Source organism: Acinetobacter sp. ANC 5054, assembly GCF_002135295.1.
Classification (GTDB): domain Bacteria; phylum Pseudomonadota; class Gammaproteobacteria; order Pseudomonadales; family Moraxellaceae; genus Acinetobacter.
In genome coordinates this window covers 115,917-132,350 of record NZ_NEGG01000004.1, presented here as the reverse complement: position 1 = coordinate 132,350, position 16,434 = coordinate 115,917, and the positions used below count along the sequence as shown (strand labels likewise).

General features: G+C 39.6%; 14 protein-coding genes and 1 pseudogene. 11 read left to right on the top strand and 4 right to left on the bottom strand.

From position 1 onward, the window contains the following. The first annotated feature begins 6 nt into the window (after window positions 1–6). The 7 genes and pseudogenes from B9T33_RS05720 (at window position 7) to B9T33_RS05690 (ending at window position 9,435) form a co-directional block, all read left to right on the top strand. Window positions 7–776, top strand: a pseudogene (locus B9T33_RS05720) (1-acyl-sn-glycerol-3-phosphate acyltransferase). Window positions 777–881: 105 nt separating this feature from the next. Then, complete coding sequence (locus tag B9T33_RS05715; RefSeq protein WP_086177994.1) at window positions 882–2,930, top strand: hypothetical protein; 2,049 nt, start codon at window positions 882–884, stop codon at window positions 2,928–2,930. 86 nt (window positions 2,931–3,016) lie between these two features. Next, entirely contained in the window at window positions 3,017–4,732 is a 1,716-nt protein-coding gene (locus tag B9T33_RS05710; protein ID WP_086177993.1) for an AAA family ATPase, read from the top strand. A gap of 103 nt (window positions 4,733–4,835) precedes the next feature. Beyond that, entirely contained in the window at window positions 4,836–5,822 is a 987-nt protein-coding gene (locus B9T33_RS05705; RefSeq protein WP_086177992.1) for an ion transporter, read from the top strand. Window positions 5,823–5,972: 150 nt separating this feature from the next. After that, on the top strand, window positions 5,973–6,893 hold the full coding sequence (locus tag B9T33_RS05700; protein WP_086177991.1) for a LysR family transcriptional regulator: 921 nt from the start codon (window positions 5,973–5,975) through the stop codon (window positions 6,891–6,893). Window positions 6,894–7,146: 253 nt separating this feature from the next. Continuing rightward, the gene (locus B9T33_RS05695) at window positions 7,147–8,157 is read left to right on the top strand and encodes a sensor domain-containing diguanylate cyclase (RefSeq protein WP_086177990.1); all 1,011 of its coding nucleotides are present in this window, start codon (window positions 7,147–7,149) and stop codon (window positions 8,155–8,157) included. A 111-nt stretch (window positions 8,158–8,268) separates the two neighbouring features. Next, window positions 8,269–9,435, top strand: coding sequence for a CynX/NimT family MFS transporter (locus B9T33_RS05690; protein WP_228145790.1), 1,167 nt, complete (start codon window positions 8,269–8,271; stop codon window positions 9,433–9,435). A 43-nt stretch (window positions 9,436–9,478) separates the two neighbouring features. Here the strand turns inward: B9T33_RS05690 and B9T33_RS05685 are convergent, their stop codons facing one another. Next, window positions 9,479–9,934: a DUF441 domain-containing protein gene (locus tag B9T33_RS05685; RefSeq protein WP_086177988.1), complete on the bottom strand. Its 456-nt coding sequence runs from the start codon at window positions 9,932–9,934 to the stop codon at window positions 9,479–9,481. A gap of 152 nt (window positions 9,935–10,086) precedes the next feature. Here B9T33_RS05685 and B9T33_RS05680 point away from each other — a divergent pair, with 152 nt between their 5' ends. Next, window positions 10,087–10,794: a pseudouridine synthase gene (locus B9T33_RS05680; RefSeq protein WP_086178092.1), complete on the top strand. Its 708-nt coding sequence runs from the start codon at window positions 10,087–10,089 to the stop codon at window positions 10,792–10,794. Window positions 10,795–10,919: 125 nt separating this feature from the next. On the opposite strand, the gene B9T33_RS05675 is transcribed toward B9T33_RS05680, so the two are convergent. The 3 genes from B9T33_RS05675 to B9T33_RS05665 form a co-directional block, all read right to left on the bottom strand. Further along, entirely contained in the window at window positions 10,920–11,363 is a 444-nt protein-coding gene (locus B9T33_RS05675) for a GNAT family N-acetyltransferase (protein WP_086177987.1), read from the bottom strand. A gap of 97 nt (window positions 11,364–11,460) precedes the next feature. After that, entirely contained in the window at window positions 11,461–11,808 is a 348-nt protein-coding gene (locus tag B9T33_RS05670) for a type II toxin-antitoxin system RelB/DinJ family antitoxin (protein WP_086177986.1), read from the bottom strand. Window positions 11,809–11,920: 112 nt separating this feature from the next. Next, complete coding sequence (locus B9T33_RS05665; protein ID WP_086177985.1) at window positions 11,921–12,826, bottom strand: pseudouridine synthase; 906 nt, start codon at window positions 12,824–12,826, stop codon at window positions 11,921–11,923. 133 nt (window positions 12,827–12,959) lie between these two features. On the opposite strand from B9T33_RS05665, the gene tsaE reads away from it, so the two are divergent. Genes tsaE through miaA form a run of 3 tightly spaced genes read left to right on the top strand, consistent with a single transcriptional unit; the run spans window position 12,960 to window position 16,398 of the window. Then, window positions 12,960–13,439: a tRNA (adenosine(37)-N6)-threonylcarbamoyltransferase complex ATPase subunit type 1 TsaE gene (gene tsaE, locus B9T33_RS05660; protein WP_086177984.1), complete on the top strand. Its 480-nt coding sequence runs from the start codon at window positions 12,960–12,962 to the stop codon at window positions 13,437–13,439. Beyond that, window positions 13,429–15,447: a DNA mismatch repair endonuclease MutL gene (mutL, locus tag B9T33_RS05655; RefSeq protein ID WP_086177983.1), complete on the top strand. Its 2,019-nt coding sequence runs from the start codon at window positions 13,429–13,431 to the stop codon at window positions 15,445–15,447. Before tsaE ends, mutL begins: the two co-directional genes overlap by 11 nt. A 6-nt stretch (window positions 15,448–15,453) precedes the next feature. Beyond that, window positions 15,454–16,398, top strand: a complete 945-nt coding sequence (gene miaA, locus B9T33_RS05650; protein WP_086177982.1) for a tRNA (adenosine(37)-N6)-dimethylallyltransferase MiaA — start codon at window positions 15,454–15,456, stop codon at window positions 16,396–16,398. The last annotated feature ends 36 nt before the right edge of the window (window positions 16,399–16,434 follow it).

Here is a 16,434-nt window from a genome sequence, read left to right as displayed (position 1 = left end):
ATAACGTTGCAGGTTGAGCATGATGCAAAATGGATAAAGCGCGTAAGTGCTTTATCCAAAATGTATTTTACGCCAACTTTTTTAGGTGCTGAATATATTGATGCGTCTAAACCTGCAATGTATGTCGGTAATCACACGATTTACGGTGTACTTGATTCACCTGTGATTATCGACTACTTATACAATGAACATAAAGTGGCTGTGGTGAGTATTGCTGACCATAGCCATTTTTATTTGCCCGGCTGGCGCGGCATGGTAAAAAAGTTTGGTGCGGTACAAGGTATTCAAGACTATGTACGTACGGTGATGCAGCAAGGCTACTCGATTTTGGTCTTTCCAGGTGGCGGGCGTGAGGTCTTAAAACGTAAAGGTGAAGCTTATCAGCTGATTTGGAAAGAGCGCTATGGCTTTTTAAAATTAGCACAAGAATTCAAATATGACATTATTCCATTTGCTGCTCTAGGTGGTGATGAAGTGTTTGATCTTGGTTTTGATGCCAGTGTGATTATTGAAAATCGTTGGTTTAAACAATTATTAAAAATACAAAAACTGAATAAATTACTGCGACACGGGGATGTGATACCGTCCTTACCAAGAAAAATCATTCCAAAGCGTATCCCGTTCTATTTTCAGTTTTACCTAGACAAAGTCTGGCTCATATAGACAGTATGGATGACCTAAAAATTTATCGTGATTCACTTCAGCAAGATATCTATCAAGCGATTGAACAGCTGAAACAGGTTCGAGCACAACAGCATGAAAATATTGCTAAGTAATTATGCAAGATATTGAATAAAAATAATAAAATGAATAATAGTGGTCTAATGTTAAGAGATTGACTATATTGATTTGAAGTTAAAATATTCAAAAAGAGGCGGACGATGGATCAGGATGATTTAAAACCGCAATTAGAGCAGATAGCTCGGCAATTAATACGAATTTCACCGATACTACATCAGCTCTATCAAGATCAAATTGCTCTTGTTGCAATGATGAATGGGCAAAATTTATTTAAAATTGATTTGGAACATCAGCAGATTATTTTATGCAATGGACTTTGCAGTATCCAACTACACACTTCAATTTCTCTAGGCTTTCAATTTCCGCCTCATCCATTTCAGCCAATCAAAATAGCGACATTTCATTCGCAAGCTTCTAATTCAGATGCGTTGGAAGAATTCTTTTTACATGACATTTATTTTTTTACCAAGGATTTAAAACCTCAACATCCGTTGTATCTGCGCAATAAAGCCAAGCAATTACGCTATTTGATATTACAGCATGTATTTCAAGTGCTAGACGGACATGCTCGGGTCGCACAATTTCTGGCGAATATGGATGATGCAGAGGCAGAGTTAATTGAACAATTACGACAAAAGCAAAGCGAGTATCAAACGCCCATAGTGCATGACCTGATGCAGAGCAATGGACAGCGCGATGCACAGAAGCAACACGCATTGTCTACAGTAATGCTAGACAGAGTGGAACAATGCTTTGTGCTTAATCATTTTACTGAGCCAAGCGTGTTACCTGTTCAAATGTTGATGGAAAGTCTGGATGATTTTTGTTTTGCAGCAGCACAGTTTTTAGATCCAGCAATTTATCGCATTATCAGTTTGACCTATGAAGAACGGTTTAACTTGCATGAGTTAAATGAACATGTAGATGATGTACTACTGTTACTAAATCATGCGCATGAACGGCCCAATTTGTTGGGCTTTGTACGCTTAATGCAACGTAATATTTGGTGTCAGCAAAATGTATTGAGTCAATGTAATTTCCTGCAACTAAGTCATGTTTGGCAAAAGAAAGTGGGCAAACAACCATTGCTTGATAATAAACGGTCGGTTCGATGGCTATTTAAACAATCGACTGAGGTGGTTGATTGGCTAAGTCGAAATATTCAACATAGTAGTGTGCGTGTTGCAGTGATGGCTTTAAGTTATGTGGATACGCGACATAGTCATCCCATGATTGTTTTGGCGACCTTACAATATTTTCAGTTCATTGCAGCGAAAATATTTATTCAAAGTTGTTATACAACAGCCATGAAACATGACTGGTTCAACCCTGAGCAGCAGCATCATTTTATGTTACAGGAGAAGCGTCAGTATATGGACGATCATCGCGTGGCAATTAGTCCATCCATATTATATTTAGATGAATGGTTGCTGCTGATGCGTGACATGGTCTCGATGGATGATTTAGCGATTAAAAAAGTCTGTCAGCCTTTGAGTCGTTTGATGCAAGCGTATTTATTGCATTTAAATCGCTGTACAGCACATTTGCCAAATGAGCTCATTGCCTATATGCATCCAGAGCAGCAAGAAAATCGTGATTTTCACAATCTACTGCATCGTAATCAAATTCAGCTGAATGAATTTCGGCAGTTATTTTATTTAAAGCATCAAAATTTAAGAGTGACCATTTTTGATTCTTATGTGCGTGATTTTTTAAGCGCGAACATTTCCCAAAAAACGGAAATACCCAAGAATGTCAGCTGGAATGGTTTATTTCATCAAGCAACCTATTGGCATGATCAAGCCCATAAGCAAGAAATTTTGACTAAACTTAAAAAGAATTTGATCACTGCTGTTTGGACGCCACGTACACGCACGCAAAATTTAATTTTTGAAAGTTGGTTTTTTGAAGAGCTAAAGACCATCGATCGGATCATTGAGGAATCTCAACGCTTTCGACATTGTTTGGCTGCCAGTTATAGTGAACGCATTATTCGCGGTGAATACGTTGCCTTCCATATGTATCACCATGCGCAGTTACAGTTTATGACTTTGGGTTGTATTATCCAAAATCAGCAGTTGATATTTGATCAATTGGAATATGCCAATAACGCCAAAGCCGAAGAAAAGGCGATCAGTGTCGCAAAGCGATTTGTGAGTTGGTTCAATCAGTTAGAGCAAAATGGGTAGAATTGGCTCAAGCAATTTGGATTGTATGCTTAACTTTTTAGGCAAAAATCGGTAGGCTATAGCCGTTCTTTTACGGTATAGGTCTTATGAAACAGGAAACTGCACTCAAGCTACTCAAAGCAGGCGAAAATGTCTTTTTAACAGGTTCGGCTGGTGCAGGGAAAACGTATACCTTAAATCAATATATTAATTATTTAAAAGCACGCAAAGTGTCTGTTGCTATTACTGCATCAACGGGTATTGCTGCGACCCATATGAATGGAATGACGATTCATACATGGGCAGGTATCGGGATTAAAGATGCCATTTCTGAAGATGAACTGAAGCGCTTAAAAGAACGAAAATATCTAAAAGAACATTTAGAAAATGCCCAAGTTTTAATTATTGATGAAATTTCAATGTTGCATGCCAAGCAATTAAACTTGGTCAATAAAGTTTTGAAATTCTTTAAAGAGAGTGAAGAAGCCTTTGGGGGCATTCAAGTCATTGTCGCAGGGGATTTTTTCCAGTTACCGCCTGTCGGTCGTAATGGTGAGCGCAACCGAGATAAATTTTGTTTCATGTCTGAAGCATGGGTTGAAGCGAAATTTCGTGTTTGCTATTTAACTGAGCAGCACCGTCAGGGGAATGATTATTTAAATGACATCTTAAATGCCATTCGTGCCCAACAAATTAATGCGGATCATATTCAGGCATTGCAAAATACGCGCACGCAAAATGTTGGCGAAACTTTTACCCGTCTATATACCCACAATATGGATGTGGACAGTATTAATTTTAAACACCTCAATGAAATTGACCAAGAGTCAAAACAGTTTGATGCACAATGTGATGGTAATGACAAACTGATTGAAACTTTAAAGTCATCGGTTCGCGCACCAGAAACACTGACTTTAAAGAAAAATGCCAAAGTCATGTTTGTTAAAAATAACTTCGATGTAGGCTATATCAACGGTAGTTTGGGCGAAGTGGTGAGCTTTGAGGAAGATGATGAGTACGGCATCTTACCGAAAGTTAAACTTACCGATGGAACAACCTTAGTCGTCGAACCTGAAACATGGTCTGTGGATAATGATGAAGGCAAAACCATTGCCAGTTTTCAACAAATTCCACTGCGTTTGGCTTGGGCCATTACCATTCATAAATCACAAGGGATGACCCTTGAAGCCGCAGAAATTAATTTGACACATACCTTTGAAAATGGTCAGGGCTATGTGGCGTTATCGCGTTTAAAAACCTTGGATGGTTTGCGTTTACTTGGGTTCAATGAACAGGCGCTAGAGCTTGATAGTCTTGCCATTAAAGCAGATAAACGCTTCCAAGAATTGTCGGATGAAGCTGAAACCAATTTTGCAGATAGTGATTTGACGGTTCAACATAAAGCGTTCATTCGCCATTGTGGTGGTACCTTGAATGAAACTGAAATTGAACGTAATGAAAAGAAAATAGCCAAGTCGGGCAATAAGCAAAGTTTTGCCACTGCGACACTAGATCAAACACGTGAACTATTTGAAGAAGGCTATGAAATTTCTGATATTGCAGTAGAACGTGGATTAACCCCAGCCACCATTATTAACCATTTGGCGCGTCTGCAAAAAGATCAAGGTCTGGATATATCTGTGGCACATCCAGGTGAAGATGTGGTGGAACAAGTCCGTAAAATTTATAAACGCCTTGCGAAACGCCAAGATCCTGCACATTACAATGATGACGGTTCCATTAAACTTCGTCCAATTGTGGAACTTACCAGTCCGCGTATGGGCTATGACCAAGTACGTTTGGCGCTACTATTTGTTGAATAATGAGCTAGGTAGTAATGTTCTTATAAATTGCGCAAAGCACTTGATTTAATTTTATGATGCATCAGTTAAACTGGTGCATTATTTTCCTTAAAATTTGACTGCTATGGCATTTACGGCTTGGTATACGCTGCGCAAGTTTGTCTACAATAATTTGCATAATGACGACTACGAAACGGCGTTTAGTCGAGCAGTCAATTACTTCCTGATCTTGCTGATTTTAGGCAATGCCACGGCCGTATTGCTGGAATCTGTAAACGATATCTATCAGTCCTATCGTGTTTTTTTTGATGCCTTTGAACATATTTCTATCTTCATTTTCAGTGCCGAATATGTGTTGAGATTTTGGTCTATTGCCGAGAAAGAACCCTTTGAGTCTGGCTGGAAAAATCGGTTGAAATGGGTCAAAAGTGGCGGTGCGCTGATTGATCTGCTGGCGATTTTACCTGCTTATATTAATTTCTGGGTGCCGCTCGATTTGCGGTTCTTGCGTATTCTTCGCCTACTTAGACTATTAAAGCTAACGCGTTATTTTGTTTCCTTGCAAATTTTATTGCGGGTGATTGAGCGCGAAAAAGGATCTTTCCAAGCCGTCATTTTCATTCTTAGTATTATGATTGTTACAGCAGCAGCCTGTATTTATGCAGTAGAAAGCAAGGCTCAACCGCAAGTATTTACCTCTATCCCAGCATCAATGTGGTGGGCAGTTGTTACGCTGACGACAGTGGGCTATGGCGATGTCACGCCCATTACACCTTTAGGTCGCTTTCTAGGTGCGCTAATTACCATACTGGGTGTGGGTTTAGCTGCTTTGCCCGCAGGTATTTTAGCCAATGGCTTGGCCAATGAACTGGAGCAGCGTAAACAATTTTTAGAGCTAAAATTTAGAGAGCTACTACAGCATTCAGAAATCGATCTGATGCTTGATCAAGACAAAATTGAAGACATCCGAAAAGATATTGGACTCACCAAAGAACAAACGCAGGATATTTTACTGCAGCTCATGCGGGAGCAGCGCGAAGAAGCTTTAAAACAGGAGCGGGAACAATATGCGTATTGCCCGCACTGCGGTAAAAAACTTCCAGAACTGTAAGCTACCTAGCTTTGGGATATTTGTTTGAATTTACAGCATTTGATTTTTGTTGAATAAAATTGATTAAAATAATGATAAGATGAGTGAAATTCATTAATGCTTTGCTGAATATTAATTTTGCAGCATCGCGCATAAGCAAGAGATTATTAAATGTTGGAATTACGCCATCTTAAAACATTATTGGCTTTGAGAGAGCACGGTTCATTGGTGGCTGCATCAAATGATTTGTGTCTAACACCATCGGCACTTTCACATCAATTAAAAGAATTAGATCATTGGTATGGCGTGGAAGTGGTTAATCGTCGTTCACGTCCAGTGACATTTTCGAATGTGGGGCAGCGTTTACTCCGTTTGGCAGATGACATTTTGCCTCAAGTACAAATTGCCCAAACTGACATTACTCGTATTGTGCATGGTCAAACTGGACGCATTATTTTTTCATCCGAATGTCATAGTTGTTTTGATTGGTTGATGCCACTACTCAATGTGTACCGTCAGCAATATCCAGATGTGGACCTCGACTTTGCTTCTGGTTTTGAAGCTAACCCACATGAGTTATTGCAAACAGGTGAGTTTGATTTGTTGATTACGGCAGATCCAATCAGCTTGAAGGGTGTTGAATACTTTCCAATTTTTGAATATGAGTCGCGCTTAGTATTATCAAATACGCATCCCTTAGTTCGAGCAACGGAGATCACAGTACAAGAGTTGGCAGAAGAAACCCTGATTACTTATCCTGTCGATAAGCATCGTTTAGACATTATGGCTAAGCTATTTTTACCTGCGAATATTCAACCTAAGCATGTGCGTACAACTGACCTGACTCAGATGCTGATTCAATTGGTGGCCAGTGGTCGTGGTATTGCAGCATTGCCCGATTGGGTGGTAAATGAATATGAACAAAAAGGATGGGTAACATCACGACGACTAGATTGCGTCTCGCCACAAGGTTTAAGACGTACACTGTATGCAGGTTACAGAACTGAAGAAACCGAAAAGAGTTATTTTGAAGGATTCTTAAAACAGTTGGCAAAATTCTCGCAAAAACGAAATCAATATTATTCAAGTTAATCACAAGGTGTATACGCAAACAGCGGTATTGAGATGGTTGTTTGCGTTTAGACTTCCCTAATTTTGTCTTTGATCATTTTTTTGTATGGAGTGCATATTCATCGATGAGTTGAAGATAAAATGAATTTTAAGCATTTTAAAATATAATTTTTACTTCCGTTGAATAGGGCATAATTCATTACTATACAAGTGGATGAATAATTTTTAAAATCAGTCAGAATTACAACTGTGTGCTTTCCCCAAGAGCTGAACTATGTCTAAGAACCTTGAACCTACGCCAAGTCAACTGATGTCGGTCATTCAGACCCAGACGAAAATTGCCAAACTTGGATTGGATCTCAATGCGGTAATGACGGTGGTCGCCGAACAAGCCCAACTGATTACCAACGCCAAAGGTGCTGTGGTCGAATTGGCAGAAGATGGAGATATGGTGTATCGCGCTGTATCGAATGGTGCGAGTCACTTGCTTGGACTACGCTTATATATTCAAAACAGCTTATCGGGTATGTGTATTGAGCAAAAGCAAACCTTGTACTGCAATGATTCGGAAAATGATCCACGGGTTGATCGTGAAGCCTGTCGTCGTGTAGGGCTTCGTTCAATGGCTGTTGTACCGCTGATTCATTGTGATGAAGGGGTGGGTGTACTAAAAATCTATTCGGAACAGGTGGATGCCTTTAAAGAAGAAGATTTACACATATTAAGTTTAATGTCTGAGTTGATCGCAGCAGCGATGTATCATGCAACGCGCTATGGTGCGACAGAACTGTATAAGTTAGCGACACAAGACAGTCTAACGGGTCTGGCAAATCGTGCATTGTTTGTCGATTTTTTACGTCAAGGCATCGAAAAAGCACGTAATAATAAAAAAGTCCTCGGCATCTTGATGATTGATATGGATGGGCTTAAGCCAATTAACGATCAATTTGGTCATCGTATTGGCGATGCAGCGCTAAAAGAAATTGCACAGCGTATTTTGAGCGAAACACGTCAAGATGACTTGGTTGCACGCTTAGGGGGTGATGAATTTGCCGTGATCTTAAGCAATATTGCCAATCAAGAAAGGGCAAAATCTGCAATGAATCGAATCGCAGAAAGTTGTGGACTCCCTTTTGCTTTTGAACAAATCAGTTTGAAAATTGGTGCAAGTGTTGGTTTGGCACTCTTTCCAGAAGATGCTCAGTCGATTGATCAATTGCTCGAACTGGCAGATTTAAAAATGTACGCCAATAAGCGGGAACGCAAACAAGTCAATATCGAATAATTTATTGATTATTCATCTAAACTAAGCACTTTTTTGACTCACACAGAAGCCCGAAGTTGTTAAGCTGAAACTCTTGAACATGCAATGAGCGGTCGCTTTTCAATGAAATGGATGTCAAAAGATATATTGATTATTGCTGCGGGTTTTGTTGCAGCAATGCATATTGGTAAATTACCGCCAGCGATACCTGTACTGCAACAGCAACTGGGTATTAGTTTTATTCAATCAGGTTTATTGCTTTCATTGGTGCAAGGCGCTGGCATGTGCTTTGGCTTGCTGATTGGAAGTTATATTCAACGTATTGGATTTAAGTTTTGTATTTTGCTGGGTTTGGCTTTATTGACACTGGCCAGTTTATTGGGAAGTTTTTCGCAATCCATTCATGTGCTACTTGGCTTACGGATCCTTGAAGGATTTGGTTTTCTACTGGTGACTTTAACTGCGCCCGCTTTTATTCGCCAAATGGTTCCAGTTGAGCAGCTGAATTTAAAAATGGGGCTTTGGACGTCTTACATGGGTGGGGGCATGGGTATTGCGTTATTGATCGCTCCATTTGTCATTATGCACTTTGGTTGGGCATCAGTTTGGCTAAACTTGAGCATTTTAACCGCTAGCTTATTTTTAATGATCACTTTTTGGGTGCCACGACCAGATACAGCGTTGAATAATATGTCGGTTTTGGGCTTAATCAAGGATACCTTAACACATCCCGCTGCATGGTTATTGGCGCTGATTTTTGGGACTTATGCAGGGCAATGGTTTGCCTTGGTTGGATTTCTCCCCACGATTTACGAACAAAACCATATTTCACTACAGCTTTCAGGTGCCCTAACCGCAAGTGTTTCCATTGCCAATGCTGTTGGGGCTTTTGCATGTGGTCTGATGTTACAGCGTGGTTTTCAGGCTAAAACTTTAGTCCAAGTTGGTTTCGTCGTTTTAATTATTTGTGCCTTAAGTTTTTATTTATTTAAAGATTATTTGCCATTTTTATTACAATATTTAAGTGTATTTGGTTTTTCATTATTTGGTGGATTGGTTGCAGCAGTAATTTTTGCACAGGCTTTACATTTTGCGCCGTATTCCGCTGCGATTAGCACAACCATTGGTTTGGTATTGCAATGTTCTGCAATCTCACAATTCATGCTACCACCAACGATTGCTTTAATCGTTTCAGAAACGAATACATGGCTTTGGGTTGGGATCTTAATGTCATCACTTTCAGTGATTGGGATATTACTCAGTCAACGTTTGTTTAATCTCAAAAAGCAAATAGCTTGAAAATAAGAGCGGAAATTACTTCCGCTTTTATTTTAGATTTAATTTAGGATTTGATCCCGATCAGTAAAGATAAAATACCTGCTGCAATAAGTGGGCCGACGGGAACGCCACGCAGCATAGCGACACCTGCCACCGTGCCAATCAATAAACCTGCGACGACATCAGGTTGATTCGACATGAGTTTTACACCACGACCACCAAGCCATGCAACAAAAACACCGATCGCAATGGCGATGAGTGATTTCCAGCTGAGAAAAGATTTTAAAATTGAATCACCGGGAATTTTTCCACTTGCAATCGGAGTCAGTACGCCTATGGTTAGGATGATAATCCCGATATTTAAACCATATTGTTGAAGATAAGGAAAAAATTCACTGAGCGGCGTAATTCTAAAGACAATCAATACACCGGCTGCGATGGTAATCGCTGTGTTGTGACTAAAAATACCACATGCTAACAAAACAATCAGCACAATTAAGTTTAAATCCAACTGAGACATAGTGTGTTGCGGGGGAAATGACGGGGAGGTGATAAGTTTAACCTAGTTCGACAGAGCAAAGCATATGATGAGTCGATTTGGTGGATTTAAGTCGTCAGTGCACAAATTTTCAGGCTAAAATAGCCAGTGAAAAATTGAATTTAGGTCGGTTTATGTTTTTGGAAAAAATGCTGCAATCACAAGGTTTTGGTTCGCGCAAATATTGCCAACAATTGATTAAAAATGGCGCTGTCGAAATCAATGCAGAAGTTGTAGATAACCCTAAACTTAAACTTGATTTAAGCGATTTGCATTTTAGTGTGTACGGTGAAGAATACTTGTACCGTGAGCATCTGTATATTGCACTCAATAAACCTAAAGGCTATGAATGCTCGCATCAAGCCACACATCATTTTAGCGTATTTGAATTATTTGATGAGACCTTATTAAATCGAGGCTTGCAATGTGTGGGGCGTCTCGATCAAGACACTACGGGTCTATTGTTATTGACGGACGATGGGCAATATTTGCAAGCATTAACGCATCCGAAAAAGCATGTGGCGAAAGTATATGTGATGGAAACTGCGGATGCAGTCACGGCTGAGCAAATTCAACAACTTGAGCAAGGTGTTGAATTACGCAATGAAAATGGAATATTTGCTGCTACCGATGTCAATCTGCTAGATACACATAAATTGCAAATGACGGTACATCAAGGGGTTTACCATCAAGTGAAGCGAATGCTTGCAGCAGTTGGTAATAAAGTTGAACATTTACATCGTGCGCAAATTGGCAAGTTGGATTTAGAAGATCTTGCTGAAGGCGAATGGGTTTATTTAACTTCAGACCAAATTGAGCAATCAAAATTCCGTGAACAGTAAGTAAAGTAAATATAGGGCTTTCATCTATCAAGATTCAAAGTTTAAGTGATAAAAGCCTCGAAGCTGCTATTTCAATTTAAGTATTTAAAAAATAAATTAATTTTAAAAATTAATGGGATTAAAAGTTAACGCATAAAGTAATGATACGTTCTAAACTCATCGTCCTTGACGAAGCCCATTGACTCATACAATTGATGTGAGTGGTAGTTATTCTTTTGTGTTTCTAAGCTAATCCTTAAAGCTTTTTCATGTTGGGCAAATAAAATTGCAGTATCAATAAGCTGTCGTGCTGAACCTTGTCGACGATAGACAGGCGTGACATAGACATCGTCTAAAATATAATAAGTTGAACATGCGACAGATGAAAAACCTAAATAGAGTAATATAAATCCTGTAATCACTTCATCTTTTAAGCAAATAAAGATCACACTCTCATTATTTTCAAAACGTTGAGTGAGAAATTTAAGTGAGAGATCAAGATTAGAAGAAGTGCCATAAAATTGGCGATATTCATCGAATAATACTGCGAGAGGCTGGAGATCTGCTTCGGTTGCGCGTCTAACAATCATTTTTTATATACTCCATGCTGTTTTTATCTGTCTTGCATGAAGCATATCTAAATTTTGGAATTGGTTGATTTATAAATTGTTTATAAATGCGACAGTGTTAAGTTTTGTCACTTTCACCTAAAATTGCATTGAGTTCTTCAAATAGATCCAGATGATCATCATCTAATAAAGGATCATTATTTAAAATTTCAAGTTCAGCAGGGCTGATATCTGTATTGGCAATAGCTTGGGCTTCTTGCTGTTTTAGACGGCGTAACTTAATCAATTGTTCAATATTGATATTTTGATTTTCAATAGAGAAGGGGATGGATTTGGTTAAAACCACTTGTTTAAAGAATAAGCGTACCGCTTGGGCAGGCGTAATTCCAAGTTGTTTAAATACAGCAAATGCCTGCTTCTTTTCTTGTGAATCGAGGCGGATTTGGTAGACTTCAGTTTTTCTCATATTCTTAGAAAGCTTTTAAATACTTAACTTTTCGCATTTATTCTAATCAAAACTACCATAAATTCAATATTGTTCGATGTAATTTTATCAATTTAATGTAATGACAATCAGATTACAGTGTCAATTCATGGGTAGAATGGAACAGAAAAGCTTGCTGAGTCACAGGATCAATAAATTCTATGTGCTTTGCAAGGAGCTGCAAAGGTTGGCTGAAATCATCTTCGGGTTTGTGTTGAACCGTGGGATAAAACGGGTCATTTTGAATTGGAATACCAAGTTGATTGAGATGGACACGTAATTGATGTTGTTTACCCGTATGGGGATTTAACTCATATTTCGCCCATTCACCATGCTGCTCAAGCAACTCGATCTGAGTTTCACTGTTTGCTTCACCACTACATATGCGCATGGTGTAAAAGGGTTGTCCTTTTTCCATGCGAAATTGAGTGGTCATAGGGAAGCTTAAATCTTCACGATAGCCCGCAATGGCATGATAGGTTTTTTGCACTTGGCGAGTTGCAAACATTTGCTGATATAAGCCACGGCTTTCCACACATTTTGAAATCAGCACAACGCCCGCAGTTTCACGATCAAGTCGGTGAATGGGGGTAAGATGTTCGATTTGCATTTGTTTCTTTAGGCGAACCAAAAGCGTTTCTTGTACATATTGTCCAGTTGGACTCATGGTTAAAAAATGGGGTTTATCAACGACGATGAAATGATCATTTTCAAACAGTATTTGATGTTCGAAGGGCACATGAATTTCATGTGCTAAAAAGCGGTAATAGAACACATGACTATTTGCGATAAAGGCACTTAGCGTTGTTAAGATTTCACCATTTTCGGTAAAGACTAAACCGTCTTTAAATCTTTGCTGCCATTCAGCTGATGCAATATGTGGAAATTGCTGACACAAATATTCATATACAGTGGATGCATTCGATTTATTCGCATCTAAGAATACTTGACTGGCACTGACACCATTGATCATAGGCGGGGTGAATTCTGAACTGGGCATGGAGTCAATCTTAAAACTGAATAAATAATGTGCTGAATGTGATGCGAAAAATGTTCAAACCGAAAGCTGTCATATCAATTTTAGCCAGTGCGATGCTATCATATTTAATTCTTATGTACATGTTGTGAGTAATATGCAGTATTCATTCAGTCTGGATTTAAATAGTGAAGTCGATACCCAAAACTTAGCTACCGTACTGGCGACGCATTTTACCACGGGCGTAGTTTACCTTATTGGCGATTTGGGCGCAGGCAAAACCACGTTAACCCGTTATTTCCTACAGCAACTTGGACATCAAGGTGCGGTAAAAAGTCCGACCTATACCTTGGTTGAACCCTACAATATTCAAGGCAAAGACATTTTCCACTTTGACTTGTATCGTCTAAACGATCCCTATGAATTAGAACTCATGGGTATTCGTGATTATTTAGAAACGCCAAATGCCTTATTTTTGTTTGAATGGCCATCTAAGGGCGGTGATGAAATTCCTGCTGCAGATTTAGTAATTCAAATTGAAAAATCAGAAGATGAAATTAGCCGTAAAGCGACCTTAACGTCTAATTCAGAAAATCTACAACATGCGTTGGAGCAAAAATTTAACCATGCTGAATGATATCAGTGCCCGCCGAATTCATACACTTAATCCTGCTTTAGCCAACCAAATTGCTGCAGGTGAAGTGATTGAACGCCCTGCATCAGTGGTCAAAGAATTACTGGAAAATGCCATTGATGCTGGCTCAACTGAGTTGATTGTTCGTGTGGAACAAGGCGGCAGTACACTGATTGAAATCATTGATAATGGTCGCGGGATTCATCCTGAGGACTTGCCGCTTGCTGTAATGCGTCATGCCACCAGTAAGATTCAAACTGCTGAAGACTTACATGCTATTGTGAGTTTAGGCTTTCGCGGCGAAGCGTTGGCTTCAATTGCTGCCGTTTCTCGCTTAACCTTAACTAGTAGTCAAAACGATGACGGCGTGGGCTATCAGGTCGAAGTGAATGGCACAGCGTTTGATTCGCAAGAAATTCAGCCCGTTGCTGCAACCCAAGGCACCACCATTCGTGTGCAAGATTTATTTTTTAATGTGCCTGCGCGACGCAAATTTTTAAAAAAACCGGGCACAGAGTTTGGACATATTGAAGAAATTGTCCGTCGTTTAGCCTTGACCCATTTTGATATTCGCTTTGTACTGGAACATAACAACAGTATTAAGCTGAATTTGCCAATTGCAGATAGTGGAGCGTTACGGTTTCAGCGTGTACAACAACTGCTTGGTCGCCAATTTACTGAAAATGCCTATTGGATAGATGCTGACAGTATCAATATGCGCTTAAGTGGTTGGCTTGGACATCCATCAGATGCACGTGCGCAGGCAGATATGCAATATGTCTATGTGAATGGACGGATTGTGAAAGACAAGACCGTATCACATGCACTGCGCATGGCTTATGATGGTATTTTGCATGGGCACCAGCATGCAGCATATTTACTGTTTATGGAAGTCGATCCTGAAAATATTGATGTCAATGTGCATCCAACCAAGCATGAAATTCGATTTTTGAACCAACGTGAAGTCCATGAGTTTGTTCGTCATTATGCGAAATCAACTTTAGCGCAGTTTCAAACTGCAACGGCTGAACTTTCAACGGCCATGAAGTTGGATGGGCAAACACCTGAGAGTCAGGTTCCTCAGCCTAGACATCAGGAACAATTTCAATTACATCAAAATAGCGAAAACAAAAGCACACCAAGTTCATTTGTAAGCCCAGATATTGCAGGGGGTTTGACTGATTTTAGTTCACCCATGCCAGTACAATATTCAACGCATGCAGATCATGCAGAGCAGGTTTATGGTAATAGTGCTCAAAGTGCGTTTAATGGCTCAAATCAAACGAATGGATATACTTCGAATACTTCGGGCTCCAAACAGCTCAATAACGCATTACAGAGCTATTTAGCGCCACTACGTCAATCGAATGACATTGCTTCTGCGGATGAGTCGTTCCAAGCACATATTCAGCAAAAAGTAGATGAACATCCATTGGGGATTGCCATTGCACAGCTGCATGGTATTTACATCTTGGCGCAAAATACTGAAGGTTTGATCATTGTCGATATGCATGCCGCACATGAGCGTATTGTGTTGCAGCAAATGAAGTCTGCGTGGGATAAGCCTGAGTTTTGGACATCACAGCAGTTACTCATACCAAAAGTTATTAGCATCAATCGTATGCAAGCGATGCGCGTCGATGAGCTTAAAGAACAGCTTGCCCGTTTAGGGCTCGAAATTGATCAATATGGCGATGAGCAAGTCATTGTCCGTGGTGTGCCTGCGATTTTGCATAAAGCTGATTTCGATGCATTAATTCCTGATTTATTAAATGATTTAGATCCAAGTGATCAGGTTGCAGGATTATTACAAAAGCGTGATCAAATTTTAGCAGGAATGGCATGTCATGGCGCAGTTCGGGCACATCGTATTTTAAGCCTTTCGGAAATGAATGCATTGCTCAGGCAGATGGAGCAAACTGAATTTGCGAGTCAATGTAACCACGGTCGCCCAACTTGGCGTGCGTTTCCATTGGCACAACTTGATAAACTTTTTGCTCGGGGAGAGTAGTTTTACATGTCAAATCAATTGCCGGTCATCAATTTAATGGGACCTACTGCAAGTGGCAAAACCGCGCTGGCATGTGAACTCTATGAGCAGGGTGGATTTGAATTAATTTCAGTTGATTCTGCCTTGGTTTTTCGAGATATGGATATTGGTACAGCCAAGCCAAATAAAGCTGAATTAGCACGCTATCCTCATCATCTGATTGATATCATTAGCCCGCTTGAAGTGTACTCTGCTGCCAACTTTGTAGAAGATGCATGTGTGCTCATTGATGATATGCATGCACGTGGTGTAACGCCTATTTTGGTTGGCGGTACAATGTTGTATTACAAAGCTTTATTAGAGGGCTTGTCGTCAAATTTACCTAGTGCTGATTATGCTGTTCGTGCAGAAATTGAAGCTAAAGGTGAACGTGAAGGCTGGGAAGCGGTCTACGCTGAATTATGTCAAGTTGACCCCCTTGCAGGTGAAAAATTTAAACCCAGTGATAAGCAACGTATTATTCGTGCGCTTGAAGTCTATAAACTAACAGGGCAACCGATTACCAAGCTACAAGCTGAGCAACCGAAAAATTTACCGTATCGTTACAATTTTCATAATTACGCTTTATTGCCCAACAGATTAGAATTACATGAGCGTATAGCCCAACGTCTAAAAATAATGTGGGAAATTGGATTTTTAAATGAAGTAAAAGGTCTAATGGAAAAATACGATTTAGACGAAGATTTACCCTCAATGCGCTCAGTTGGATATCGTCAAGCCCTAGATTTTTTAAAAAACAGTGACCAAAGTAGCGAAAAACAGCAGGAAATGGAGGATAAGGCGCTTTTTGCAACACGACAACTTGCAAAACGTCAATATACTTGGTTAAGATCTTTGCAAGAAACGCATAAATTTACTACATATTTAACTGCGAAGCAGGCTCAAGAAGACTTGCGAAAGTGCTACGGATAAAGCAAAATTTAGTGACTACCTTTTTGATAATTTTTA